We start from the raw sequence: 26,313 nt of genomic DNA, 5'->3' as shown, positions 1-26,313 counted from the left end.
AGGACCGACGCCATGACCTTTCTCACTCTGCAGGGCATCTCGAAGCGCTACGGCCATTTCACTGCGGTCGAGCAGCTCGATCTGTCCGTCGAACGCGGCGAGTTCCTGTCGCTGCTCGGGCCGTCCGGCTGCGGCAAGACGACCACGCTGCAGATGATCGCCGGCTTCGTGACGCCGAGCGCGGGCCGCATCACGCTCGGCGGACGCGACATCACGCACGAGCGCCCCGAAAAGCGCGGCATGGGTGTCGTGTTTCAGAGCTATGCGCTGTTTCCGCATATGACGGTGGCGGGCAACGTGGGCTTCGGTCTCGAAATGCGCAACATGAAGCGCGACGAGCGCGCGGCGCGCATCGCCGAAGCGCTTGATCTTGTGCGGCTCAACGGCCTGGACGCGCGTTATCCGAAGGAACTGTCGGGCGGCCAGCGCCAGCGCGTCGCGATCGCGCGGGCGCTGGCGATGCGCCCCAACCTGCTGCTGCTCGACGAACCGATGTCGAATCTCGATGCGAAGCTGCGCGAGGAAATGCACATCGAACTGCGCGCGATCCAGAAGCGCCTCGGCATTACGACGATCCTCGTCACGCACGACCAGGTCGAAGCGATGACGATGAGCGACCGCATCGCCGTGCTGCACAAGGGGCGCATCGCGCAACTGAGCACGCCGTTCGATGCCTACGAACGTCCCGCTACGCCGTTCGCATCGACCTTTCTGGGGCGTACCAACACGCTGCCTGGCGAAGTGCGTGAGCGTAATCCGCGCTGCGCCGTCGTGGATGTGGCGGGCACGACGCTGCACGTGCCGCACGAAGGGCGCGATGTCGAAGGCGCAGTGCACGTCTACATTCGCCCGGAGAAAGTACGCCTTGCGAATGGCGACGCGCGCATGCACGGACGTATTGCGAACCGCGTGTTCATCGGTAACCAGTGGCTGCTCGAAGTCGATACGGCGCTCGGCAAACTCCATATCGCGCAGCCGAACTTCGGCGCGCCGCCGCCCGACGAAGGCCATGAAGTGGGACTCTCGTTCACAGACGACGATCTGCGCGTGCTGACCCGGGAGCGTGCTCATGGCAACGCTTGACGATTCACGCGCGGGCGCGGCGCCCTGGCTGCTCTCTTCGCCGGCACTGCTGCTGTTCGGCGCGCTGCTGTTCGTGCCGCTCGTGCTGACGCTGCTGCTGTCGTTTCGCGTGTTCAGCGATGTGGCCGGTGTGCAGGCCGCGTACACGCTGAAAAATTACGTCGAAGTGCTGAGCGATCCGTACTACGGCGAAATCTTTTTGCGCACGGTGGGTCTCGCGCTCGCCGTGACGCTGCTGAGCGTACTGCTCGGTGTGCCGGAAACCATCGTGCTCGCGCGCATGAAGCGGCCCTGGCAGTCGCTGTGCCTGCTGATCGTGCTCGGCCCATTGCTGATTTCCGTCGTGGTGCGCACGCTCGGCTGGCAGATTCTGCTCGGGAATAACGGCGTGCTCAATAACGCACTGCAAGCATTTCACATTACGTCCGAGCCGATCCGTCTCGTCTTCACGATGACGGGCATGATCATCGCGCTCACGCATGTGCTGGTGCCGTTCATGGTGATGTCGGTGTGGGCGACGCTGCAAAAGCTCGATCCGCACGTCGAATGGGCGGGGCTGTCGATGGGCGGTTCGCCACTGCGCGTGTTCCGCCGCGTGGTGCTGCCGCAGATCATGCCAGGTGTGCTGTCGGGTTCAATCATCGTATTCGCGCTGTCCGCGTCGGCTTTCGCGACGCCGGCGCTGATCGGCGGGCGCCGTCTGAAAGTGGTGGCCACCGCCGCCTACGACGAATTCCTCGGTACGCTGAACTGGCCGCTCGGCGCGAGCATCGCCGTGCTGCTGCTGATTGCGAACGTCGCGATCGTGATGGGTTGCAGCCGTCTCGCCGAGCGCCGTTTCAAGCATATTTTCGAGTGACGCCATGAAACAGAACGGATTGTGGGGCCTGCTGTTCAACGCGCTGTTCCTCACTTTCATCCTCGCACCGCTCGTCGCCGTGATGCTGGTCGCGTTCACCGACAAGGGCTTCATCTCGATGCCCTTCGACGGAGCGTCGCTGCGCTGGTTTCGCGCGATCCTGGAGAACGACGACATCGTGTCGGCATTCTGGCTTTCCGTGCGGCTCGCGTTCGTGGCGGCGACCATCGGCGTGGCGCTCGCGGTGCCCGCCGCGCTCGCTATTGCGCGCTATCGCTTCGCGGGCCGTGGCGCGCTGATAAGCTTCTTCCTGTCGCCGATGATGATTCCCGCCGTCGTGCTCGGCATCGCGTTCCTGCGCTTTCTGTCACTGCTGCATCTGAGCGGCTCGTTCTGGGCGCTGGCGGCAACGCACGTGATCATCGTGCTGCCGTATGGGCTGCGCCTCGCGCTGTCGTCGGCCGTCGGGCTCGATCGCGATGCCGAACGCGCGGCGCTGTCGTGCGGTGCGAGCCGCTTCACCGCGTTTCGCCGCGTCGTGCTGCCGATGATCCGCACGGGCGTCGCCGGCGGATGGGTGCTGTCGTTCATCCAGAGTTTCGACGAGCTGACGATGACCATATTCGTCGCGACCCCCGGCACGACCACGCTGCCCGTCGCCATGTGCAACCAGATCGCGCAGACCATCGATCCGCTCGTCGCTTCCGTGTCGGCGGTGCTGATCGTCGGCACGGTTCTGCTGATGGTGCTGCTCGACCGCATGGTCGGACTGGACCGCATCCTCATTGGAGAAGCTCGATGATTCGTCACGCTACCGACAACCCCGACGTGCTCGTGCTGGGCGGCGGACTGGTCGGTTCCGCCGTTGCCTGGGGCCTTGCGCGCGAAGGCGCGAACGTCACCGTGCTCGACCAGGACGACGGCGCGTTCCGCGCGTCGCGCGGCAACTTCGGGCTGGTCTGGATTCAGGGCAAGGGCTATGGCTTGTCGCCGTATGCACGCTGGTCGCGCAGCTCGGCTTCGCGCTGGCCGTCGCTCGCTGCGGCGTTGCTCGACGAAACCGGTATCGACGTCGCGCTGCGCCAGCCCGGCGGCTTCCACTTCTTTTTCTCCGAAGACGAAATCGCAGAACGCGCGAAGCGTCTCGGCGCCTTGCAGCGTGAACTGGGCGACTACCCGTATCAGTTGCTCGATGCGCGCGAAGTGCGAGAGCGTATTCCCGAAATCGGGCCGGACGTGATCGGCGCGAGCTACACGCCGATGGACGGCCACGTCAATCCGCTCAAGCTGCTGCGCGCGCTCCACGCGGGCATGCAGCGGCGCGGCGTGAAGCTCGTCAACAACGAGGAAGCGCTGCGCATCACACCCGAACACGGCGGCTTCACGGTACAAGGCAAACTCGGCACCTACCGCGCGGCGCGCGTCGTGCTCGCGGCGGGCCTCGGCAATCGCGCGCTCGCGCGGCACGTCGGACTGCATGCGCCCGTCGCACCGAATCGCGGACAGGTGCTGATCAGCGAACGCGTCGCGCCGTTCCTGCGTTACCCGACCCTCAACGTGCGCCAAACCGACGAAGGCACGCTGCAATTCGGCGATTCGATGGAAGAAGTCGGTTTCGACGACTTCACGACGACGCCCGTGCTGTCCGACATTGCGCGGCGCGGCGTGCGCGCCTTTCCGCTGCTGAAGAACGTGCGGCTGGTGCGCACGTGGGCCGCGTTGCGCGTCTACAGCCCCGATGGTTTTCCGATCTACGACGAATCCGCACGCCATCCCGGCGCGTTCGTCGTCACCTGCCACAGCGGCGTGACGCTGGCCGCCGCGCACGCGCTGCGCATCGCGCCGTGGATCGCGGGCGGCGCGATGCCCGCTGAAATCCCCGCGCTGTCCGGCACGCGCTTTCTCGAATCCCCTGCACTCACCCCCGCTCACTGATTCCGACATGACCTCCACACCGCTCTTCAAGGCCTTGCCCGGCGCCGATGCGCCGGTCGACATCTGGTTCAACGATCAGCCGCTGCGCGTGCCGGGCGGCCGGTCGGTAGCGGCGGCGCTGCTCGCTGCCGGCATCGCGCGGTTCCGTGCGACACCCGTCTCGGGCGCGCCGCGCGCGCCGTATTGCATGATGGGCGCGTGCTTCGAGTGTCTCGTCGAGATCGACGGCGTGCCGAGCCGGCAAAGCTGCATGGTGACCGTGCGCGCCGGCATGCGCATCCGCTCGCAGGAGGGCGCGCGCGATCTGCCGCCCGTCGATGTTTCACGGGAGGACGCTCATGCCCGCTGATCACGCTGTCGAAACCGTGTCGAGTTTCCCTTCGGAAGCCGTCGATGTCGTCGTGGTCGGGGCCGGTCCCGCCGGCATGAGCGCGGCGACGCGCGCCGCGAGCGCTGGCCTGTCAGTGGTGCTGCTGGACGAACAGGACGCCGTCGGCGGGCAGATCTATCGGGCGATCGGCCGCGCCGATGCGCGCCGCAAGGAGATTCTCGGCCCGGATTACGCGGCGGGCGCATCGCTCGCCGACGCCTTCGCGCGCTCTGGCGCACGGCATGTCGCGCATGCGTCCGTGTGGCAGGTGACGCGCGAACATGCCGTGCACTATCTGAGGGACGGCAAGGTCGGCAGCTTCGACGCACGCCGCGTGATTCTGGCCACGGGCGCGCTGGAAAGGCCGTTCCCGATTCCCGGCTGGACGCTGCCCGGCGTACTGACGGCGGGCGCCGCGCAGATCCTGCTGAAAAGCGCGGGCGAGGTGCCCGCCGAGCCGCCCGTGCTGGCGGGCTGCGGTCCGCTGCTCTATCTGCTCGGCTGGCAGTACGTGCGTGCCGGCGTGCCGATCCGCGCACTCGTCGACACGACTCGTCACGAAGACCGCTGGCGCGCGAAGAAACATCTGCTGTCGGCGTTGCGCGCGTGGCCGTTCCTGAGCAAGGGCCTGCAACTGATCCGCACGCTGCGCGCCGCGGGCGTGCCCGTCTACGAAGCCGCCGACGATCTGCGCGTCGAGTCGAAGCAGGACGCGCAAGGCGTCGAGCGCGCCGCCGCGCTGAGTTTCAGCACGCAAGGCCGTGCGCAGCGGATCGACGCGAACGTGATCCTCCTGCATCAGGGCGTCGTGCCGAATACGCAGTTCACGCTGTCGTTGCGCGCGCACCACCATTGGGACGCCGCGCAGCTATGCTTCGCACCGACCACCGACGCATGGGGCGAACTCGACGTGCCGGGCATCTTCGTCGCGGGCGACGGCGGCGGTATCGGCGGTGCGCTGGCGGCGGCCGAACAGGGCGCGCTCGCCGCGCTACGGGTCGCCAGTCAACTCGGTGCCATCGATGCAGCTGCCTGCGAGCGCGAAGCCGAGCCGCACCGCCTCGCGCTGGAGAGCGTGATGCGCATCCGTCCGTTTCTGGACAGCCTGTACCGCCCGCGCGACGCGAACCGCATTCCGCGCGACGACGTGGTCGTGTGCCGCTGCGAGGAAGTGACGGCGGGCGACGTGCGCGGTTTCGTCGAACTCGGCTGCCTCGGCCCGAACCAGGCGAAATCGTTCGGACGCTGCGGGATGGGCCCGTGTCAGGGTCGCATGTGCGGCCTGACCGTCACCGAAATCATCGCCGACGCGCGCAAGGTGCCGCCGGGCGAAGTCGGCTATTACCGCATCCGTCCGCCCATCAAGCCGCTGACGCTCGGAGAACTCGCCGGTGAATGACGCTACCCGCTCCTCTTCCGGCGCCGTGCGCGAGGCCGACGTGCTGGTGATCGGCGGCGGGCTGCACGGCTCGAGCAGCGCGTTCCATCTGGCCGCGCGCGGCGCGAACGTGATCGTGCTCGAAGCCGACTACGTCGGGCGGCACTCGTCAGGCGTCAATGCGGGGGGCGTGCGCACGCTCGGCCGCCCGCTGCCCGAGATTCCGCTCGCGTTGATGTCGCGCAAAATCTGGCACAGCCTGCGCGAAACGATCGGCGACGACGGCGGCTTCGTGCCGTCCGGCCAGTTGAAGATCGCGGAGACGGAAGCCGAACTCGACGAATGCCGCGCCCGCGTCGCGCAACTCGAAGCGCACGGCTTCACGCACGAAAAGCTGATCGACCGCGCGAGCGTGCTCGAACTCGAGCCGGCGCTCGCGCGGCACGTGACGGGCGGCATCTGGGTCGAGCGCGACGGCTATGCGCTGCCGTTCAAGACCACCACCGCCTTCCGACTCGCCGCGCAGCGGCATGGTGCGGCGTTTTTCGAAGGCACGCCGGTCACGCGCATCGAACAACGCGGCACGCGCTGGTTCGCGCAGACGCCGCGCGGCGGGTTCAGCGCGGACAAACTCGTCGTCACGGCGGGCGCGTGGGCGGGACAACTGGCCGAACAAGTGGGTGAACGCGTGCCCGTGCACCCCGAAGGGCTGATGCTGATGGTCACGCATCGCGTCGCGCCGTTCTGCCGCGCGACGCTGGGTGCAACCGGGCGTCCGTTGTCGTTCAAGCAGTTCGACAATGGCACCGTCGTGATCGGCGGCAAGCTGATCGGTATCGCCGATCTGCACGGCCGGCATGGCGAAGTCGATTTCGCGCGGCTCGTGCGTAGCGCCAATACCGTCGTCGATCTCTTCCCGCATTTGCGGCATCTCGGCGTGAACCGCGCGTGGGCCGGCGTCGAAGCATTCACCGACGATGCGCTGCCCGTGCTCTCACCTAGCCGCCGCGCGTCGAATCTCGTCTATTCGTTCGGCTATTGCGGCAGCGGTTTCCAGCTTGGACCGGCCTGCGGGCGGCTCGTATCCGAACTCGTGCTCGACGGCAAGGCTTCGCTGCCGCTCGACGACTTCGCGATCGACCGCTTTACGCGCCAGTCCGTGCCGCAGCCGACGGCCAGCGCCGCCGCGCACTGATCGCAGCCGAGCGCCGCCCGGCGCGCTTTCCTGTACTCAAACCAAGGAGAGCCGGGCGAAAAATCGACCGCCATAAGCCCATTCCGTCACGTCGACGACGCGCGCGTGTTGAATCAACTTGCGCACTGGGTACCCGAACCGGATTTGCGACAGCGCATCCTGGTCATCAATCCAACTACGCTTTATGGCTTTTGCTGCATTGTCCGGGTCCCGGAGGTTTTCAGAACCGGTACTTGAACCGGATCTGGCCGCCATTCTCGACCTCGTGCGCGGCAACGACGCCGTCATACTCCAGACGCACATCGAGACGTTTGGTCGTATAGACCTCTACCCCAGCGGAAAACTTGCCTGCAACGTGCGCATTGGTGAGCGTATTGGTGAAGCTGCCGAAACCCGGGGCAGCGGCGAACGACGCGTTGGTCGTGTAGCTATTGCCTGCAATGAAGCTCACCCCGGCGCCGACATAAGCGTCGACGGTCGCTGACCCGATCTGCGCGCGCGTCCCGATCCGCAGATTCGGCGTGCCGGTCGCAATGATGCTGTTCGCACTATTCACCTTCAGGTTGAGCGCGCCCGCACCGCTCTCCGTGTAGCCCGGGAGATTGATGTAGTTCAGGTCGCCGTCGAGCGCCGGCTCCAGGTAGAAACGGCCGAACGGAATCTGATAGGCCGCGCGCATGTGCATTCCGAGATTGAACGAATTGGGCGAGGCGGTCGCCACCGCATTGGCGCTCGGGATCACGCGCGAGCTGTTCAACCAGCCGTAGCTCGCGTCCACCGCACCGCTGAAAGTCCATGGCCCGACCTCGTGCTTGAGCGCGACGACGCCAAGAAGCGCATTGCCGTTGGCGCTCGTCAGGTTGTCGTTGCCGGTGAAACGGTCGGTCTCGTAGCCGATGGCGCCACCGAGGAACCAGCCGGGCTGTAGCTGGACCTGCCCGCCGACTTTCATCGTCGTACCTTGCCAGCCGAAACCTGGGAACGAAGCGTCGGCGCTGCGGTTTTCCCACATGCCCGTGGCGCGGAACCACACGCAGGAGCCCTGCTTTCTCACGGTGGTGTCGTCGTCGCCGAACTCTGGACAACTGAAGACGGAGCGCGAGAATGCCTGGCTGGACTGGTAGCGCGCAGCGGCAACGCCGAGCAACTCCTGGCCGGAAACGGCGGTTAGCGTCTGGGCATAGCCCGCCGTGCTACCGGCGCTACCGAAAGCTCCGAAGATGGGAGCAAAGGTAGGATCGGCACTGTTCCACAACCGGTCCAGATTGGCTGCGACACTCTGCTGCGTGGCCGAAGCCCCCTTGCTCGCACCGACGAAGTCCGCATCGGTCTTGATCGTGACGGTGTTGCCCTGCACCAGCGGCGTGAAGCGGTAGACCGGCGTAGAAGAACCCGTGAGCGCCGTATCCGGCCGAATTCCGCCGGCCGCCGACAGCACGGTGCTCGTGCTCTTCAGATAGCTCACCGGATCGGCCTGCACCTTGCCGGCAAGCGCGGCGGTACCCGTGATGTTGAGCAGATCGGACCGCTTGTTGGCCGGATCGATCTGTACGTTCAGCGTGCCAGTCGAACTCTGCACGAGATTGCCGGTGAGAATCGTATTGCCGATCGACTTCGCGCCGCCGACTTTCAGCGTACCGGCGTTGTTCACCGTGCCGCCTCCGACGTTCAGCGTGGCCGGTGTGTCGATAACGCCCCCTGGCAGATTGTTGACAACGCTGTTGCCGGGGCCACCAAGGACGTGGATGTCACCGGTGATAGTGCCGGAGTTGTTGACAGTGGTGGTGGCGGACGCCTCGCCATACAACGTGGGGTCCACCAGGATCGCGTATTTGCCCAAGGTCTGGATGGTGCCCTGGTTGGTGATGATGTTGTTATTGCCGCCGATCAGACGGACGGCGGCAGCGTCGCGAAACTCCGGGTCCAATCCCCCCATTGAGGAGGTCCGGAAATTGGGATCGGTCGTGCCGCCTATGACTTTCGACCCGGGCGCCAGGTGGATCGAGATTTGCCCGCCTTTCTGGCCGTCGCTTTGCGCGAGGATGCCGGCGGACCCGACACCCGTGGCCATGACCGTGTCGTTATCCCTGACGTTGACGGCGACCAGGCCGCCCACGCCGGCGCCACCCGCGCTGCCACGTGCCACATCATGCAGCGGGCCGAGCGGGCTTGAGTTGTAGTTGGAGGCCACCAGACCACCGCCACCGCCGATCGATTGCGCGAAGATTGCCGGCGCGTACCGGCCGGTCGTCACGACCTTCCCGCCGTTTACCACGATGACGTTGACGGTGCCGCCATTGCCGCTGTTGGCAAATACCACGCCGCCCGTATTGTCACCGTAGTAGTTCGGGGCGGACGGGTCGCCGGCAAAGCCCCCGCCACCGCCGATCGATTGTGCGACGATCCCATACGCACCGTCGCCGGTGGTAGAGACAGTGTGATTGGTGTCCACGACAAGAACGTTGCCGCCATTGCCGCTCGCGCCGCCGGCGCCAACGAGCGCGTTCGTGTTCGTGTTGATCTGTCCGCCCGCCACGAACCCGCCCCCGCCGCCAATCGACTGCGCGACGATACCGTGCGCGTCAAGCCCGTTCGTCGTCACGTTGCCTTGCGTGTTGACAGTGACGCCGCCGCCATTTCCCGAACTGCCGTTCTGACCGCCGAAGCTCAGTGTCACCCCGTAGATGTCGGCGATCCGTCCCTGCGGATTCTGGACGGCTTTGGAAGGATCGAATGTCTCATCGCTGCTCGCGGTCGTCACGACACCGCCGCCGCCTCCGATACTTTGCGCGAGGATGCCGACGCTGTGCTTGCCAAGTGTCGTGACCGTGCCGCCGTTGCTGACGCTTACGTCGCCGCCATTCCCGGCGCCTCCGCCATTGCCGCCCACGGCGATCGACAGGCTTTTCAGCGAACCGCTGACCGCCCCCGACATCGCGCCGTTGCCGCCACCGCCGCCTACGCTCTGCGCGTACACGCCGAACGCTTCCACCCCCTGCGTCTCGACTGCACCATTTGCCTTCTGCACGACACTCACCACCCCGCCCGAGCCCGCCGCGCCACCGCTGCCGCCCACGGCGACCGCGGCCTGCACCTTCGAATCATTATTCGACTTGCCGGTCGAACTCGCCGCGCCGCCGCTGCCGCCGCCGCCGCCAATGCTCTGCGCGAAGATGCCGTGGGATTGCGCGCCATAGGTGCCGATCGCGCCGGTGTTGCTGGCGTTCACCGCGCCGCCCAGGCCACCCGCGCCGCCACTGCCGCCGACCGCCACGCCGACGCTGATCTGGTTCACGGTGCCCAGAACTTTCGATACCCCGTCCGGCTGCGTGAGAAGCTTTTCCAGGTCACCATAAGTCGCTTTGATTTTTTCGCCGAGCACTCCGACCTGCAGGATGTTGTTGCCCAGGTTCTGCACGTTCTGGTTGAGGCCAAGGCCCTGACCCAGAATGCCAAACAGCGTCTGGGCGTTGGAGATCGTGTCGAGGCCGCCGCTGCCGCCCGCGGCCGCCGCGCCCTTGCCGCCTTTGCCCCCGCCGCCGCCGACGCTTTGCGCGAAGATGCCGGTCGAGGCCGCGCCGCGGGTGACGATGTTGCCGTTGTTGGTCGTCGTCACCGTGTTGCCGTCGCCGCCGACGCCACCCTTGCCGCCAACACCCACGGCGATGGCATCTTTGCCGCCGCTGGCCGCAGCGGTACCTCCGCCGCCTGCGCCGCCGCCGCCGCCCACGCTCTGGGCGAACACGGCATCGGCGCCGTCGCCACGCGTCGCGATCGAACCGTCGTTGGTCAGGCCGACCGTGCCGCCCGTTCCCCCCGTTCCACCCGTTCCGCCCACCGCGATTGACGCGCTGAAGCTGGCCTTGGCGTTAGCCGCCGTTGCCGAGGCATCGCCCGTTCCGCCATTGCCGCCGCCACCGCCAATTGACTGTGCGAACACACCATGGGCGTCCTGGCCCAGGGTTGCGACGAGCCCTGAGTTTTCGAGGTTGACGGCGCCGCCCGTGCCGCCGCTGCCGCCGCTGCCCCCGAGAGCCACGGAGACCGACAGGGACGCCCCCTTGGCAGGCGACGCGGAGTAGGACGCGGCGGTTGCGTCGCCGCCCGTACCACCGCCGCCACCGACGGACTGCGCGAAAACGCCGGTCGCGCTGTCGCCCGCAGTGGTGATCAGGCCGGAATTATCAAGCGTGACATTGCCGCCGGTGTTGCCGGTCCCGCCGGCGCCGCCGATAGCGGCGCTGACACTGATCGAAGGAATATTTGGGCTGGCCGATGCGGCAACGGCACGCGCCGTGGCGCTGCCGCCGGAGCCGCCGCCGCCGCCGATACTTTGCAGCACGACACCTTCGGCGTCCGAACCATACGTAACGACCTGCCCCGTGTTGGTCAGCGACACCGCGCCGGCCGCGCCGCCTCCGCCGCCTTGTCCGCCGACGGCAACCGAGCTCGACAGCGGGCCGCCGACGGTGAACGCTGTAGCGTTGCCGCCATTGCCGCCACCGCCGCCGATCGACTGAGCCTTGATACCGGCTGCGTGGTCGCCGTAGGTCGTGACGAGTGCGCCGTTGTCAACGGTGACCTGGCCACCCGCGCCGCCACCGTGGGCATCACCGCCGATCACCATGGTGATCAGCCCCCCGCCGCTCGACGTCGCGCTGCCGGCATTGCCGCCGGAGCCGCCAATGCTTTGCGCAAGGATGCCGGCTCCGCCGCTCTGGTCGAGGCTGCCAAACACGCTGTTCTGGCCCAGCGTGAGTTTCACCGCGCCGCCATTGCCGCCCTGGCCGCCGTTGCCGCCGATCTCGAAGCCCGCGCCAGCGGTGAAGCCGCTGGAGTCACCGCCGCTTCCGCCGCCACCGCCGATGCTTTGCGCGATCAGCGGGATGCTGCCTACGCCTGATTGACTGCCGACCGTGACAAAGGCGTGGTCCGAGTTCACCGTGACCGCGCCGCCATCGCCGCCCGCGGCACCTGCACCGCCCGTGCCGGCCAGCGCGAAGCTGACACTACCGCCATTGCCCCCTCCGCCTCCGACACTTTGCACCAACGCGCCATGTGTATATGGGCCGTTCGTTTTAATTGTTGCCGTGTTCGCCGCGTCTCCAAGGATCAGCGAAGCCTTCCCGCCAGCGCCTGCCTTACCACCATCACCGCCTTCACCCACGACAGTGCTCTGGGCGCCGTCACCGATACCGCCGGCGCCTCCATTGGCCTGCACCAGCACCCCCTCACCCCCGATCAACCCGGCAGCAGACTGCCCGGCCGGAACATTCGCGGTGTAATCGATGGAACCAAGAACGGTGGCGCTGGCGCTGCCGGCAATTCCGCCGTTGCCGCCCACACCACCCTCATTGCGGAATGAGCCGTCGATGGCAGTGCCACCGCCCCCGCCCGCTCCGCCGTTCGCCTTGGCGGTTACGCCGCTGCCCGGCTGATACCGACTGTTCGCCGGTTGCATCTGATCGGAGAACACGATCTGGCCACCGCTGCCGAGTTCCGCGCTCGCTGTGCCGCCGTTACCTCCGTTGCCGCCGGTCCCGCCAAAACTGCCACTTCCACCGTACGCGCCACCAGCGCTGCCGCCCGTACCGCCATCGGCGTCGGCCTGCATCGGAAAGATCTGGCCTGCCGGGGTGCTGGCGGTCAGACTGCCGTTCTGAAAGGCAAGCGTCGCGGTACCGCCGGCGCCGCCGTTGCCGCCCTTGCCTCCATGGCCTTCTACAACCAAATCGCCCGGAGTCGGCGAGTTGCCACCTACCCCGCCGGTCCCGCCCAGGGCGGACGCTCGCAGGCCGACACCATAGAACTGAATGCTGCCGGAGGCGCTAAGCGCTGCCTGACCACCCCGCCCCCCTGCTCCGCCGTTGCCGCCGTAGAGCGGCTCAGTACCTTGGGCATTGGACACGGCACCCACTCCGCCGGTGCCGCCATTGGCTTGCACGTCGAGCGCAACTTCCGGAAGGACACCTTTCGGGTCGGGACCAACGGTGCCGCTAAACTGCACGGAGACCGCGCCGCCATTGCCTGCCGCCCCGCCGTTTCCCGTGTGGGCGGAGCCATTGGCGTCATAACCGCCCTGTCCGCCGGCACCACCATCACCACCGTCGACGGACCATCCCGCTCCCATCGTGGGGCTGATGAAGGTCGGCGCGAATCCCCCCTTCACCGTAATTCCGCTGTTGACACTGTTAAAGGAACCACCTGACTGACCAGCGAAGCCATCCTGGCCCACTCCGTTCCAAGAGCCGTCGTCGGCGCCTTTGCATCCCGCCTGTCCCGCGGCGTTCAGGTAGTACTGCGGAAGCGGCGCTGCGCCAAACGACTGATTGGAAAAGTTGGTCTGTGCCGGCGCCGCAGGCAGCGCCGGGTTGGCGCTGCTGTTGCACTGGGCTCGCACAGCGACCGGAACAAACAGCGCGGCAAGCGACGTTACGGCAGAAGCCAACGCAACCACGGTCCGACGCTTGCGGCCGCAGCAATCCTCAAAACAAGGCGCCGACGTCAATGTCCGCGCAGACTCACAATGCGATGAATGCTTGAATATGTACACGAACTTCCTCATTCGGTTCTGTCGCAATAACAGGTGCAACTGGTTCCAGTCTTTTGAAAAGACATCGAATCTGTCTGCGAGTCGCACAGAGACTGGTTTTACTGGCGACCCGGCTCGATCGGACAAAATCCGATTTCTGGACACGACGAATGACCGCAAGCCGGCACTCGCAAGTGATGCCTACGAAATTGAGCGCTGCACAGGAAGATGATTAATTTCTAACTTTCGCCGGAATAATTCGGCGGAGGCATGGTCACATAATCATGAAACTTAAAAGCGACTTAATATGGTTAAATGTTTTCATAATAAATCTCACGATCCAGCGTGCCGAGGCACCCAATGCGCGTTTGAAAAGACATCAATCCGTTGCGCTTAAGTTGCATGGTGCGCGTGATAACTTAGATAACTATTAGTAGGAGGGAACATCAGGTGCCGCTAGCCGGGCTTTGTTCAATGGAACAAAAATGCGAATGTCGAGGAGCTGAAGAGCGCGGCGCGAATTTCGAGCCTGGAACTCCGCTTCCCCGACGGGCGTCGCGCTATGGCAAGCCGGTTGGTGTTCTATGGTGACCGGGCGAACGTGTTCTGCTGAACATCGGCCGGCAAGACCGGCAACGGCGTAGTGTTGACGAAAGTATGGATTAGCACGATTCGATATGTGAATGGCTGCTTCCTGAGCGCCGCAGAACTATGCTTTTCTTCGGGGGTCTCCGATCATCACAAGTGCGCCGAAGAAGAATATTTGGAGATTCGCTTTATTTCCGCCAACAAGAGCCCGGAAAATTGACATCGCCGTCGTACGGGAACATAGCCGAAACGCGCGGTCACACCTCGGGCGATTCGCCGAGCGTCACAGTCCAGCCGAGGCCACGCACGTTGCGAATCACAGACTGTCCGAACTTCTTGCGTACACCGTGGATCAGCACGTCGACCGCGTTGCTCTCGACTTCCTTACCCCAACCATAAAGCTTCCCCTCGAGCTGATCTCGCGAAAGGATAGTGCCGGGGCGCTCAAGGAACGCGAACATCAATGCGAATTCGCGCGCCGACAGAACGGATGACACCCCGTTGCAGCATAGAGTTCGTTTGTCGAGATCGAGGTTCAACGTGTCATTGCCTAGACGCGACGACGCAAAGCCTGCCCTGCGACGCAACACGGCACGAATCCGCGCAAGCAGTTCGGGCAGGTGGAAGGGCTTGAGAACGTAGTCGTCAGCGCCGAAATCGAGCCCTTGGACCCGGGCGTCAAGGTCGTCACGTGCGGTCAGGATCAGTATGGGTACCTTGCTCCCCTTCTCACGCGCCGCCTTCAGCAATTCGATGCCGCCCATGCCGGGCAAACCAAGATCGAGCAAGACCAGCGTATATTCAACGGCAGCGATGGCCGCGCTGCCGGCATTGCCGTCGCGGACCCAGTCGACGCTGTACTCCGCATCCTGAAGCGCGCGCAGCAAACTTTGACCGATCTGCAGGTCGTCTTCGACTATGAGCACTCGCATAGTGCAATGTCCACGGCAATGGAGCGTTGTCGTTGGGCGCAGGGCAAGGAACATTCTTCCGCGGGCGCGTTTCTCGCCTGAGCGATTTGCGATTCATGCGTAATGCGCCGGTTTTTCTCAAGAGTTCGGAAGCTTCGCATCAGGCGAATTAGCTCTCCGCGGGAAAACCTTCCTGAACCACTCGAGAATGCCGGAACTGATGAAGCTGTATCGCCCCGGATTTCCACAGGTGGCTGAACACTCACTATCCTCGGAATCCACGGGCAGTAAACACACATTAAACATGTTGTCCCTCTCGCGTAGGCGACGATCTTGCGCTAGGGATTCCCTCGCAATAACTCCCGGAATCCACTCTGCACCGGGGCTTTTCAGCCCGCCAATCCGCAATTTTCGTCTCAGGAAATATTTTAGATCCTAAGAATTAGATTGGAATGAGAATCGACGGAACGGCCCTTCCTCGGGCCTATTAAATGGGGTCGGTCGCGATGCACGGCTGCGGATGAAGTCAGGCGACCTATGCATGCGCCCGCTGCGCCGCCAAAGTGTCCTTCCCTCGCCGCGATGATTGGCGTCGACCGACGTTCGATCACGCTACTCCCCGACACGTGACATCAAAGCAACGTCAGAAACACATTCCAATCTTCTTATGTCTTCAAGTATTCGATCCATTTCCATTGATCGACAGATGTACTGTAAAGGGTTGCGATAATCCTTAGAACATCTCCAAAGCGCTCGCCGCAAGTCGCTACTGCAATCGCACTGATCGCAGGCATCACCAAAAGAGCTGCAAGCAACTCGCTGCTCAGAGAAGGCGACCTGACAGGAACGTAGTCACAATGCCAGTATGTACGGTGCCTATTTAATGAGAATTAGCGTTGCGCCGCTTCCAGACCGAAACCCGTGACCGGGTGCCATTCAGGGCCCACTCTCCTACATAGTGCCGCGCGCCGGCAGAACGATTGTAGCGATCAGACCACTGTGTCCATCGCTGCGGTTTGCAAGCGAAATAGAACCCCGGTACTTCGCCACGACCGATTTGACGATCGAAAGCCCGAGACCACTACCTTCCGAATCCTCCGCACGCAGACGGAAGAAGCGATCAAACACCCGGTCCAGGGACGCTTCCGGAATGCCCGGTCCGTTGTCGGTCACGCGCACCACCACGTCGTCGGCGCTTCGGAACAGATCGATGTCGACGGTTCCGCCGGCAGGCGTATAGCGCAGTGCGTTCTCAAGCAGATTGCGCACGGCCATACGCAATTCTCCTTCACGCGCTTCAACTTTCGCGCTCTCGAACTTCCCTACACCAAGATCGATCGAGCGTGCATCTGCAACCGGCAGAAAATCCGCGACGAGCTTCTGAACCAACTGGGACAGATCCACTGTCTCGATTGCTGTCAGATCGAGCTGTGCATCAGCTCGCGCTAGCGAGAGAAGCTGTCGGATCATCGTCGACGCTCGAGCGATGGCCTCGCGCAATTCGCGCAGACGCTCGGAGCGTGCCGCCTCGTCGGGAGCGTTGACGAGGTTGTCGACGCGGAGCTGCATCGCAGCGATGGGCGTGCGCAACTCGTGCGCGGCATCGGCGACGAATCGTTTCTCAGCGTCGATACCGACCTGAAGCCGGGCAATCATCCGATTGACCGAAGCCGCGAACGGTCGTACCTCGTCCGGCACGCCCGATATATCGAGAGGCTCGAGATGCCGGATGCCGACTAACTCCGACTGCGCCGCTGCACGCGACAGCGACGCGAACGCCGCGTTGACGACAAAGGGAATAGCGAGCCAGACGAGTGGAATCAGGATGAGCGTGGGTATCAGGCTTTCGAGCGCGGCATGCCTTGCTGTCTCTTCGCGGAACGCCACCGGCTGTCCGACCTGGTACGTGTACTGGCCGTCGGCCTTTCTCAACGTGTAAATGCGATAGGCATGCCCGCCGATACTCTCGATCGAATATCCGTCCGGCGCATTGCGATCGAATAGCAGCTCCGGATCGGTATTATCCGTTGGCGCCGCGTCGCCGCTCCTCCAGATTTGCCCGACAAAGCCGTCGACGGAGTGCTGCGGCGGACCGTGTGAGCCTATCGCGCCGACGTTGCCGGCGGACAGCCAGATAGCGGCGCCCTGTAAGTGCACGTCGAGCAGTTCGCCGATGTGCTTGCGCGACAGCCAATACGACGTATACGCATCGATGAGGCCGACTGCCGTGACCAGTACGATCAACGTTACAGTAATCTGGTTTTTCAACGAGCTCATGCGATCGAGTTCAGCGTATATCAGCGGTTACCCGTGCGGCCACACAACCTTCCAGACATTGTCCGTATCGACGACGGGGTAGTCGCCGCCCTCAAATCGGCCCGCGACCACTCCATCGACGAAACGCCGGAAAATGATGCTCGTGTCGATGATCACGCTCGCTGCGACGTTTCCGTACCGACGCGATGCATCGGCCATCCAGCCGATCACGCGGACGCGCGGATGGCGGGCGGCCGCGACGATCACCGCGTCATTTGCATCTGCAACGAGTACGTCGGCACCGGCGTCGATCTGCTGCACGGTCAACTGCTGCGTGCGTCGGCGGTCACCCCAGTTGCCGACCCAATCTATCAGAACCGTTGCGTCGGACGCCTTGGCAAGTACGGCCTGCCTGAAGCTTTGCGCCTCCGTACCGTCGACAGACTCTACGCCGCCGACGAAGCCGACGGTCTTCGTCTTCGACACGCTCGCGGCAACAGCACCAGCAAGCGCTCCACCGAGGCTCTTGCAATCGAGACAATAGTTGACGACGTTGGGGCCACTCGCCTTACCCGACAAGGTCGCGAAATAGGCTTGCGGGTATTGTGCTGCGGCCGTTGCGGTGACTGCGCTCAGCTCAGCGCCTGCCAGAATGAAACCGCGTACACCTGCCGTGTAGTGGCGGCCGATAACCGTGAGAATTCGCGCGGCACCCAGACTGTCGGCATCGCGCACGACGGTCATCCGGTAGCCGTCGTGGCGGACCTGGAGGTAGCCGCGATATGCGGCTTCGCTGAATCCGAGATCGCTTCCGGCGAAGGGAATGAACAGCAACACGGGCCATCTGCTAACCGTGCCTGCAACGGATGCATGCGTCGCGCCTCGGAGTGCGGTCGGGGCGAACGCAGACAGTGCGAGCAGCGAACAGGCAACGCGACGTCGCTCGTTGACGGGGGCCGGTTTCATTCGGGCAGGGTTTCTATGCGCTTCCTTAGATAGTCGAATGTTCCGAAGAACTGACCTGAATACGTCCAAAGTCTATGCAGGCGCGGAAGATAACGTCAAGAGCGATTTGTCGCACCAACAGCGGGTTGTGGGTTTTTGCCGGCTTTGTCAGGTTACTGACTGGTGCATCAAATAGTGCCTCTTCTCAGGCTGCGTACCGGACATGTTTTTCTTTAAAGAGGTTGCGAATCATGTGAGGCTCCTTCTGTCGGCGATGCAGGTGTCGCCGGATCGCGCCGATCAGTTCCGCCTTGGTCGCCGGTCGGCTTTTGCCGAGCGCGTTGGTTTTGACGTCCTGGTTGAGCAGCTCGTCAGGATTGAGCTCGGGGCAATACCCCGGCAACCGGATCAGGCGCAGATGTGCAGCGTTATCGGCGACGTACCGCTTGACTGCTTTGGACCGGTGCACAGGATGCCCATCGACGATCAGGTAGATCATGCGCGTGGCCTGCTTGAGCAGGCGTTTCAGGAAATCGATGAAGGTCGCGTTTTTGAACGTCCCTTCGAAGACCATAAAGCTCAGTTCTCCACGATTCGTGATCGCAGAAATCATGTTGCAGCCGAAGCGCTTTCCGGTCGCCCTGACGACCGGCGTTTCGCCCTTCAGGGCAAAGCTGGTACCGCTCACGTGGTCGCTGCGCAAGCCCATTTCGTCGCCCCAATAGATGGTTGCCCCTTCCTGCTTCGCCTCTTTCGCAATGCCCGGATAGTCCTCGTTCAGCCAGCGCTCGATTTCCTCGTCCTTTCTCTCGTACGCGCGTCGAACAGGTTTCTGGGCGGTCATGCCCCATGCCTTGAGGTATCGGCCCGCCGTCCACTTCGACACTTTCACGCCGCACTCGCGCTCAATCAGCTTTGCCACCGATTCGCGGGTCCACAGGTAGAACGGCAGCGCAAGCTGGTCGGGCATGCGCTCGATGATAAGCTTGCGCATTTTCACGGCTTGTGGATGAGTCAGGTGGCCGCTTCCGTGCCGACGGCCACGCTTGCCGGACCTCAGTGCCCTCAAGCCACCCTCTCGTGCCAACTTCATCCAGTTGCCCACCGCACGCAGGCTAACGCCATACGTTCGAGCCGCTTCCACTCGCGTCATGCCGCTACGCACCGCTTGCACCACCATCTTCCTCAGGTGCGCCTGCGTTGCCTCGCCCAGCTTCCTTGCATCAGTTTGCGTATTCATACCTCTCTAACGCACAGGGCAGTATTTGGTGCACCGGTCAGTAAGCGAAATGGGCTACTGCTTTCCACTCAGATAAGGTCACCGACCATGACAATTAAGTAGTCGAGATTTTTAGACTCGGGCTGCGGCTAATCCACATCAAGCTGAAGGTACAGCGCTCGGGAGGTGCTGCGCAACGAATTCTCCCCCTTGAGAATTAGGCTGGAATTAGATGCGTGAGACGGCGCCTCCGCCACGATCTCGCGAGAACGCGATCAAGTGGCGTGGTGATCCAGCGCACGGCTTCCTTTGTACGCAGGTTGCACCCCTCCGCGAGCTTGCTGCAGGCAACCATCCGGCTCGCAAAGCGCCGAATTGCGGGCTGGGTCCAGTCTTTTTCGAAGCTTCGCTTCGCCGAATTGCGGCCTAAGCTTTGGCTCAATTTTCTGCACTAAAACAAGGTAAGAACAGCGATGTCCACACGACGTCACCGGGCGTCTCGCGCGATCGGCTTTGCCCTTGCCGCCGCGACGTTCGTCGTGTCTGGCACGGCGGTGGCCAGACATCCCACCCGACTCTCCTCGCTTTCCGCTGACGATCAGATTTTCATCAAGTTGCGTGACGCCGCCCGCGACAACGATCCCGAGCGTGCCGCGCAGCTGGCGAGCCTGATCCGAAATTATCCGGCGCCGGCTTATCTCAGCTATTTTCAGATCAAGCCGCGTCTGTTCATCGGCGCGGGGCATGCGAATCTCGATGCGCCGGACGTACCGGTGCTATCGTTTCTGCAACGCTACGACGGACAGGCGATTGCCGACCGTCTGCGCAACGACTACCTGCGCGTGCTGGGCGCCCGCCACGACTGGAAGGATTTCGATTCCCAATATTCACTGTTCGTCCTGAACGACGACACGCAGGTGAACTGCTATGCGCTCGAGTCGCGCGCCGCGCGGGGTGAAAACGTCGCCGACGCGGCGCGCGCGCTGCTCGTCGAGCCGAAGTGGTACGGCGACGGCTGCGTCGATCTGATCACCGCGCTCGACGGTAATCACCAGTTCACTTCGGAGGATGTCTGGCAGAAGATTCGCGAGGCCTATGAACAGGGCGCGACGAGGACCGGTGGCGGACTGGTCGATGCGCTGGGCACGGCGCGCCCGGATCCGCTGCGGCTCGATCAGGCGAGGAACCAGCCGCGCGCGCTGCTGGCGAAAGGCGTCCCGATGGACTCGGCGTCACATCAACTCGCGCTGCTCGCCATCACGCAGGTGGCGGCCAGCGATCCGGCAGCGGCCGCAGCCATCTTCACCGCGATCGCACCGGCGCTCACCCTGGCGGAACGCGCTATCGGCTGGGGCACGATTGCCTATCAGGCGGCGACCCGGCAGCTGCCAGGCGCGGTGGACTGGTACCGGCTGTCGGCGAACGCGCCCCTGTCGAGCCAGGCCTATGAGTGGCGCACGCGTAGCGCGCTGCTGGCAGGAGACTGGATGATGGTGCGCTGGTCGATCGAGCAGATGCCGGCCGCGCTGCGCGCACAATCACCGTGGGTCTACTGGTACGCACGCGCGTTGAAGCAGGCCGGCGAGGTGACAGCGGCGAACCAGGAATTCGGGAAGATCGCGGGAACTTACACCTTCTATGGCCAACTGGCCTCCGAGGCGCTCGGCCAGCAGATCGTGATTCCGCCACAGATCAAAGTGACCGACGAAGAAGTTAAGAAGGCCAGCCAGACACCGGGCTTCGAACTGGCAAAACGTTTTTATGCGCTGAACCTGCGCACGGAAGGCAACCGGGAGTGGAACTGGCCGTTGCGCGGCATGACCGACCGGCAACTGCTTGCAGTCGCCGAGTACGCACGCCGCATCGAGCTCTACGACCGGACTGTGAGCACCGCCGACAGGACGCTGACCGAGCATGATTTTTCGCTGCGCTATCTGGCGCCCTTCCGCGCGATTGTCGAGCGAGATGCGCAGTCCAACGGGTCCCATATCGAATGGGCATATGGCCTCATTCGCCAGGAGTCGCGCTTCAACATCAGTGCGCGCTCGGAGGTTGGCGCAGGCGGCCTGATGCAGGTGATGCCGGAAACCGCGGAGATGGTCGCGAGGAAAATCGGGCTCGGTCCGCTCTCGCGGGCGAGGATGAATGAGCTCGACACGAACATCCAGCTCGGCACGTATTATCTGTCGATGATTTACAACCAGCTTGACCGTTCGGCCGTGCTCGCGACCGCCGGCTACAATGCCGGCCCTGGACGCCCGCGCAAGTGGCAGGCCAACCTCCCGCGTCCGGTGGAAGGCGCGATTTTCGCGGAAACTATTCCGTTCAACGAAACCCGCGACTACGTCAAGAATGTGTTGTCGAACACGGTCTACTACGCGGCGTTGTTTGATGGCCGCCCGCATTCGCTGATGGAGCTGCTTGGTCATATCGAGCCCCGATGACATAGCAACGCTTCCCCGCTGACCGCACGGATAAAACAAAGAGCCATTGTGGTACGTGGGCGAAGGTAACTGCAGTTCGGGGCATTCGTCCTTTTCGTGATGAATCTGGCGCTTTCATCCGCCACCGCGCCTGGCCGGAGCGCGCATGATTGAGGGCGGCCAACAAAACCGCACCACGCGCTGCAGTCCTGCGGTCTGTGTGCATGCAGAACGCGTTCACGATCCAGCCATGCGCCGCCATGGCGCCGCATCGAGAAGCATCTCTCGATAGAGATCGATCGGAAAGCTCTGCGTTCCGCGGAAATTCACATGCGCAAAATGCGCTGGACCCATCCGCCGTAACCAGTCGTCGTCCACCCCTTGGCCCTTGCTTTGCCAACGATCAAGGGTTGCCTGGATGCGCTGTGTATTCCACGCAATGACCAGGTTTGTCAGCAGCGACAAGGAGCCAGAAATCGCGATCATTTCGTCGCGGCGCCGCCCGCGCTCCGGCGCGATCTTGCCGGTCTAGATTGCGCGCTGCAACTGATGGACCGATTCACCGCGATTGAGCAGCGTATGCATTTCACGCCGGAATTCAATGTTGCTGAAGTAGTCGCACAGCAAAAGCGTGCGCAGCAATCTACCGAGAACCAGCTCTGGGTTTCGGATTTCACCGACGTTTCTCGGCGACCGTCGGTTCCGCTAACGGCGCGGATGAACAGGGCGGATACCTCGGCAAGGCGAAGAACGCGCTGGAAACTGGCTTGAGCTTCGCTTGTATGGCCGGCCTGATTCGTGTGCCGAGGGAACCTGTGACTTACGACGGCAAATCCGCCAGCCGCCCGAACCACAGACCTTCCGGTACATTCCGCTCGAGGAAGATGTTGCTGGCGAAGTCCGGATTGCGCTCAGGAAAGTCTTCGCGGTAGTGACCGCCGCGACTCTCACGTCGGGCAAGCGATGCGCAAGCCATCAATTCACCGACCTGAATCAAGTTCGCCAATTCGATGCTCCGGATGAGTTCGGCCGGCGTGCGGATCATCGTGTCCTGAAACAACTGATCGCGCGTCTCTCTGCAGATCCGCCTGAAGGTCTGAAGCCCGGCTTCCTCGCGCACGATCAGCAAATACCGGTTTGCACTCTGCTGAATCCGTGCTCTCAGTTCTTCCACCGTGTGTCCGCCACTTCGGCGGAATTGCGTGGCGACCGTGCGACTGTCGTCGAGGGCTGCCGCGGTCGCGCGGTGCGTTGTCATTCTCGCTCGTTCGGCCGCGGCGAGGCCCGCGCGGCGGCCGAAGACCTGGCACGTCAAGGCCATATTGCCGCCGAGACGGTCGGCGCCATGCGGACCCGCTGCCACCTCACCCGCAGCGAACAAACCCTTCAAATTGGACTGAGCGTTTTCGTCGATGTACAGACCGCCGTTGATCGCATGTGCGGAACAGGTGATCTGCACGCGGTCGCGATGAAGGTCGACGCCGTGCTCCTTATACCATTGGCAGGTCAGCGGCCACATCCTTGCGATGCTGCGGCTCTTGTCGGCCAGTCTCGCTTCGAGATCGCATCCGACGAAGTCGAGAAACACGCCGCCTTCAACCGTGCCGCGGCCATCGTTGAGTGCCTTCTGAATCGAAATTTCGACGTAGCGCGAGATATCGCTTGAGCTGAATGGGAAGTGCCGCTCTTTTTGCCGAATGACATCGACCTGAGCGAGTCCCGCCGGCAGATAGTCAGGGACGAACGCCCTGCCATCGCGGTCGGTGAGATTCGGCTGCGCGTCCCACAGGTAGTTGCCGAACAGGTTGACGAAAGGCGTCAGCACACTCACACCGGCCTGCATGAACTCCATGTTGACCAGTCTCGCGCCCGCGCGATAAGCCATTGCATAGCCGTCGCCGGTAATGTCCGATGGATACAGGTTTTGGGCGAACAGCTGACTTGCGCCGCCGGTGGTAAGAATCGTCGACTTGGCATGGATCAGCACCGGGTTGCCGTCAGAATCGATCGCATATGCGCCGAGACATTCGCCGTCCTGCGATAGCAGGTCGACGAGCATCAACCGGTCCATGACCTTGATGCCTCGCCGGGACGCTTCGGTCCCCAGCGATTTCACGATGGGTTTGAAGTGCTCATGAATCACATGTGAGCGCGCCCTGGAAGAAAAGCATGCGCGAAAAACCAGGTAATGGTCGTCCTCGCGCTCGAACTTTACGCCGTACCGTTCGAGGTACCGCAGGGAATCCTGCGCTTCGTTCGCGAGAATCGCGCTCAAGCGCGGGTCGGCCATGCCTTGAGCGGCATGCAGGATATCGGCGAGAAAAACATCGGGACTATCGCTGGGATCCCCGGCTCCGTCCGGCACATTGAAGGCGCCTACTTCAGCTACGCTATGAAACGTCGCGCCGCTTTTGCCAAACTGACCTTTGATCACGACCAGCACGTCAGCGCCGCTGGAATCTGCTTCGAGCGCAGCCCGCAGCGCAGCGCCGCCGCTGCCAACGACCAGCACGTCCGTCATGACTTCCCTGTACTTGTCACTCATGCCCGCTTCTCCTGTTTCCATCGACACGTGCGGCACGCTTGCCGCGTGGACGGCGCACCCCTGCTTCACGCAACGCCGTCTTTTGCCGCATCCGCGGCAACGGCCGCGGCGTCCTCGGCAACGCCGATTACGCCGTCCGCCAGCAACGAGTCGATGGTCGGCCGGCTCATTCCCAACCCTGACAGGATGTCGATCGTGTGCGCGCCCAATCGTGGCGGCGGCGTGCGGATAGCCGGGGCGCTGCCGTTGTAGCGCACCGGATGATTGACGAGCGTCACGGGGCTGCCGGTTGCACCTTCGACTGTCTCGAAGCTCTTCAAGTGGCGCACCTGCGGATCGGCGACCACCTGCTCATAATCGTTGACGCGCGTGTGCCAGACATGCTGCCGCTCGAAGAGTGGCAACCAGTGCGCCGTCGTGTGCTGCGCAAGCCGGCGCGCAAGCCGGTCGGAGATTTCGTGCTGCTCGTCGAATGCGCGCTCCGCGGGAATCCGTTCCTTTTCAGGGATCTCCAGGATCTGATAGATGATGTCAAGAGGACTCAGCGACAATGCGATGAAACCGTCCGCAGTTGCGTATATGCCATACGGCGCGGGGAAGTACCAACCTGATACACGCCCAGCCTGTCGCACGTCGTCATGGCCTTCGCCGTTCAGGAAGCATGTGAGAGACTCCTGTTGCAGATCGAGCGCCGCCGCCAGCAAGCTAACGTCGACCCGGCAGCCCTCGCCCGTGCGCTCACGGTTGAGCAGTGCCGTCAGGATACCGTTCGCATACAGCGCAGCGCCGTGATGATCGACGACGGACACGCCCACCGCGCGCGGACCGTCCTGCCGGGTTCCGGTGACTGTCGCGATACCCGACATGGCCTGAATGATCAGGTCCTGCCCCGGCCGGCTGGCATAGGGTCCGTCAGGACCGAACCCCGAGCCGGACGCGTAGATGATGTCCGGCTTGACTGCCCTGAGTGCGTCGTAACCCAATCCCAGCTGTTCCATCACACCGGGACGGTAGTTTTCGGCGACGACGTCGACTTGTGGCAGCAAGCTCATGACGATATCGATTGCCCGCGCGTCCTTGAGATTGAGCGCCAGACTGCGCTTATTGCGATTGCCCATCAGAAGCAGCATCGTCTGTCCATCGATGGCGCGGTTAGCGCCGCCCCATTTGCGCTGAAATGCGCCGTCGACAGGTTCGACCGATATGACTTCGGCCCCGCAATCGGCGAGGTGCTGCACGCCCAATGGCCCCATCAGAAAATGATTGAAGCTGAGAATGCGGATACCGTTCAGCCCGTTCATGCAATCTCCGTTAGGTCGTGAGTCCGGCTATCTGCCGAGGCGGCCCAAGGCCCTGCCGAACTCCGCGTTCACCCTGAACATTCGATGCCCGTCATAACCAAAGGCAAGCGTTGCCCACCGCCGTCGAAAGGCGCATGTGCGACGCACCAGTGATCAGCGACCCTTGAAGTGCGGCGGCCGTTTTTCGACGAACGCGCGGTGGCCTTCGGCGCGATCTTCCGTCTTGAACACGTCGAGATTCGCCTGATGCTCCAGCTCCAGGCCTCGTTGAAGATCGGTCTCGAACGAATCGAGCACCGCGCGCTTGGCCAGTCGGACCGCGAGCGGTGCGCGGGCGGCGATCAGCGACGCGATCTCGACAGCGCGCGCGATGCTGCGTGCCGGCGCGACGACCTCGGTCACCAGTCCGTGGCGCTCGGCCTCGGCAGCCGTCAGCGGTTCGCCGGTCAGCACGAGTTTCATCGCCAGTGTCTTGCCGAGCACCCGCGGCAGGCGCTGAGTGGCGCCGTCGCCCGGGAGCGCGCCGATCACGATTTCTCGTTGCGAGAAGGTCGCGTCGTCCGCCGCGACGACGATATCGGCCAGCATCACCAGTTCGTGACCACCACCGATGGCAAAGCCGTTGACCGCGGCGATCAGCGGCTTCGAAAACGTCTCGATCGTCTTCCAGCTCGCGAGGCGCACCGGGTCCGCATACGCTGCGACCCCGCGTGCCGCCATGTCGGCGATATCCGCTCCCGCGCTGAAGAAAAACGCCATAACGCTCGCCGCCG

17 protein-coding genes and 1 pseudogene are annotated in these 26,313 nt (G+C 63.5%); 8 read left to right on the top strand and 10 right to left on the bottom strand.

From position 1 onward, the window contains the following. Positions 1-12: 12 nt before the first annotated feature. The 7 genes from QFZ94_RS33510 to QFZ94_RS33480 are packed head-to-tail and all read left to right on the top strand — an operon-like array spanning position 13 to position 6,820. Positions 13-1,083, top strand: coding sequence for an ABC transporter ATP-binding protein (locus QFZ94_RS33510; RefSeq protein ID WP_368623174.1), 1,071 nt, complete (start codon positions 13-15; stop codon positions 1,081-1,083). Then, the gene (locus tag QFZ94_RS33505; protein ID WP_368581619.1) at positions 1,070-1,942 is read left to right on the top strand and encodes an ABC transporter permease; all 873 of its coding nucleotides are present in this window, start codon (positions 1,070-1,072) and stop codon (positions 1,940-1,942) included. The genes QFZ94_RS33510 and QFZ94_RS33505 overlap by 14 nt, the downstream gene beginning before the upstream one ends. Before the next feature lie 4 nt (positions 1,943-1,946). Further along, entirely contained in the window at positions 1,947-2,744 is a 798-nt protein-coding gene (locus tag QFZ94_RS33500) for an ABC transporter permease (RefSeq protein WP_429462280.1), read from the top strand. After that, entirely contained in the window at positions 2,741-3,877 is a 1,137-nt protein-coding gene (locus QFZ94_RS33495; RefSeq protein WP_429462278.1) for an NAD(P)/FAD-dependent oxidoreductase, read from the top strand. The genes QFZ94_RS33500 and QFZ94_RS33495 overlap by 4 nt, the downstream gene beginning before the upstream one ends. 7 nt (positions 3,878-3,884) lie before the next feature. Beyond that, positions 3,885-4,226 (top strand): (2Fe-2S)-binding protein, encoded by a 342-nt coding sequence (locus QFZ94_RS33490; protein WP_429462276.1) that lies wholly within the window; start codon positions 3,885-3,887, stop codon positions 4,224-4,226. After that, complete coding sequence (locus QFZ94_RS33485; protein ID WP_429462274.1) at positions 4,216-5,646, top strand: FAD-dependent oxidoreductase; 1,431 nt, start codon at positions 4,216-4,218, stop codon at positions 5,644-5,646. The genes QFZ94_RS33490 and QFZ94_RS33485 overlap by 11 nt, the downstream gene beginning before the upstream one ends. After that, positions 5,639-6,820, top strand: coding sequence for an NAD(P)/FAD-dependent oxidoreductase (locus tag QFZ94_RS33480; protein WP_368581614.1), 1,182 nt, complete (start codon positions 5,639-5,641; stop codon positions 6,818-6,820). Before QFZ94_RS33485 ends, QFZ94_RS33480 begins: the two co-directional genes overlap by 8 nt. Positions 6,821-6,856: 36 nt before the next feature. Here QFZ94_RS33480 and QFZ94_RS33475 read toward each other — a convergent pair whose 3' ends face one another. From QFZ94_RS33475 to QFZ94_RS33450, 6 genes are all read right to left on the bottom strand, one after another. Next, positions 6,857-7,075: a hypothetical protein gene (locus QFZ94_RS33475; RefSeq protein WP_368581613.1), complete on the bottom strand. Its 219-nt coding sequence runs from the start codon at positions 7,073-7,075 to the stop codon at positions 6,857-6,859. After that, the gene (locus QFZ94_RS33470) at positions 7,041-13,460 is read right to left on the bottom strand and encodes an autotransporter outer membrane beta-barrel domain-containing protein (protein WP_429462271.1); all 6,420 of its coding nucleotides are present in this window, start codon (positions 13,458-13,460) and stop codon (positions 7,041-7,043) included. The genes QFZ94_RS33475 and QFZ94_RS33470 overlap by 35 nt, the downstream gene beginning before the upstream one ends. A gap of 737 nt (positions 13,461-14,197) precedes the next feature. Beyond that, entirely contained in the window at positions 14,198-14,872 is a 675-nt protein-coding gene (locus QFZ94_RS33465) for a response regulator transcription factor (RefSeq protein WP_013093459.1), read from the bottom strand. A gap of 930 nt (positions 14,873-15,802) precedes the next feature. Beyond that, a complete protein-coding gene (locus QFZ94_RS33460) occupies positions 15,803-16,738 on the bottom strand; it encodes an ATP-binding protein (protein ID WP_429462268.1) in 936 nt (311 codons plus the stop codon). A 417-nt stretch (positions 16,739-17,155) separates the two neighbouring features. Next, positions 17,156-17,944, bottom strand: a complete 789-nt coding sequence (locus QFZ94_RS33455; protein ID WP_429462266.1) for a BMP family ABC transporter substrate-binding protein — start codon at positions 17,942-17,944, stop codon at positions 17,156-17,158. Between the two features lie 313 nt (positions 17,945-18,257). Continuing rightward, the gene (locus tag QFZ94_RS33450) at positions 18,258-19,292 is read right to left on the bottom strand and encodes an IS630 family transposase (protein ID WP_429455271.1); all 1,035 of its coding nucleotides are present in this window, start codon (positions 19,290-19,292) and stop codon (positions 18,258-18,260) included. 452 nt (positions 19,293-19,744) lie between these two features. Here QFZ94_RS33450 and QFZ94_RS33445 point away from each other — a divergent pair, with 452 nt between their 5' ends. Beyond that, positions 19,745-21,715 (top strand): transglycosylase SLT domain-containing protein, encoded by a 1,971-nt coding sequence (locus QFZ94_RS33445; RefSeq protein WP_429462263.1) that lies wholly within the window; start codon positions 19,745-19,747, stop codon positions 21,713-21,715. A 216-nt stretch (positions 21,716-21,931) separates the two neighbouring features. Here QFZ94_RS33445 and QFZ94_RS33440 read toward each other — a convergent pair. The 4 genes and pseudogenes from QFZ94_RS33440 to QFZ94_RS33425 all read right to left on the bottom strand — a co-directional run. Continuing rightward, positions 21,932-22,345: pseudogene (locus QFZ94_RS33440) on the bottom strand (Tn3 family transposase); the annotation flags it as partial. Between the two features lie 169 nt (positions 22,346-22,514). Beyond that, complete coding sequence (locus QFZ94_RS33435; protein ID WP_429462261.1) at positions 22,515-24,239, bottom strand: FAD-binding protein; 1,725 nt, start codon at positions 24,237-24,239, stop codon at positions 22,515-22,517. 65 nt (positions 24,240-24,304) lie between these two features. Continuing rightward, entirely contained in the window at positions 24,305-25,540 is a 1,236-nt protein-coding gene (locus tag QFZ94_RS33430) for a CaiB/BaiF CoA transferase family protein (RefSeq protein WP_429462259.1), read from the bottom strand. Between the two features lie 153 nt (positions 25,541-25,693). Continuing rightward, entirely contained in the window at positions 25,694-26,299 is a 606-nt protein-coding gene (locus QFZ94_RS33425; RefSeq protein WP_429462256.1) for an enoyl-CoA hydratase-related protein, read from the bottom strand. Positions 26,300-26,313 lie beyond the last annotated feature (14 nt).

This window comes from Paraburkholderia sp. JPY465 (genome assembly GCF_050436725.1).
GTDB classification, from domain to species: Bacteria; Pseudomonadota; Gammaproteobacteria; order Burkholderiales; family Burkholderiaceae; genus Paraburkholderia; species Paraburkholderia youngii.
The sequence above is the reverse complement of the archived record's forward strand: the minus strand, read 5'-3'. Positions and strand labels throughout refer to the sequence as shown.

What these genes read in the sequence shown, in the direction of transcription:
- QFZ94_RS33510 (WP_368623174.1), top strand. Translation starts at nt 13, where the DNA reads ATGACCTTTCTCACTCTGCAGGGCATCTCGAAGCGCTACGGCCATTTC.
- QFZ94_RS33505 (WP_368581619.1), top strand. Translation starts at nt 1,070, where the DNA reads ATGGCAACGCTTGACGATTCACGCGCGGGCGCGGCGCCCTGGCTGCTC.
- QFZ94_RS33500 (WP_429462280.1), top strand. Translation starts at nt 1,947, where the DNA reads ATGAAACAGAACGGATTGTGGGGCCTGCTGTTCAACGCGCTGTTCCTC.
- QFZ94_RS33495 (WP_429462278.1), top strand. Translation starts at nt 2,741, where the DNA reads ATGATTCGTCACGCTACCGACAACCCCGACGTGCTCGTGCTGGGCGGC.
- QFZ94_RS33490 (WP_429462276.1), top strand. Translation starts at nt 3,885, where the DNA reads ATGACCTCCACACCGCTCTTCAAGGCCTTGCCCGGCGCCGATGCGCCG.
- QFZ94_RS33485 (WP_429462274.1), top strand. Translation starts at nt 4,216, where the DNA reads ATGCCCGCTGATCACGCTGTCGAAACCGTGTCGAGTTTCCCTTCGGAA.
- QFZ94_RS33475 (WP_368581613.1), bottom strand. Translation starts at nt 7,075, where the DNA reads ATGGCGGCCAGATCCGGTTCAAGTACCGGTTCTGAAAACCTCCGGGAC.
- QFZ94_RS33465 (WP_013093459.1), bottom strand. Translation starts at nt 14,872, where the DNA reads ATGCGAGTGCTCATAGTCGAAGACGACCTGCAGATCGGTCAAAGTTTG.
- QFZ94_RS33450 (WP_429455271.1), bottom strand. Translation starts at nt 19,292, where the DNA reads ATGAATACGCAAACTGATGCAAGGAAGCTGGGCGAGGCAACGCAGGCG.
- QFZ94_RS33445 (WP_429462263.1), top strand. Translation starts at nt 19,745, where the DNA reads ATGTCCACACGACGTCACCGGGCGTCTCGCGCGATCGGCTTTGCCCTT.
- QFZ94_RS33435 (WP_429462261.1), bottom strand. Translation starts at nt 24,239, where the DNA reads ATGAGTGACAAGTACAGGGAAGTCATGACGGACGTGCTGGTCGTTGGC.
- QFZ94_RS33430 (WP_429462259.1), bottom strand. Translation starts at nt 25,540, where the DNA reads ATGAACGGGCTGAACGGTATCCGCATTCTCAGCTTCAATCATTTTCTG.
- QFZ94_RS33425 (WP_429462256.1), bottom strand. Translation starts at nt 26,299, where the DNA reads ATGGCGTTTTTCTTCAGCGCGGGAGCGGATATCGCCGACATGGCGGCA.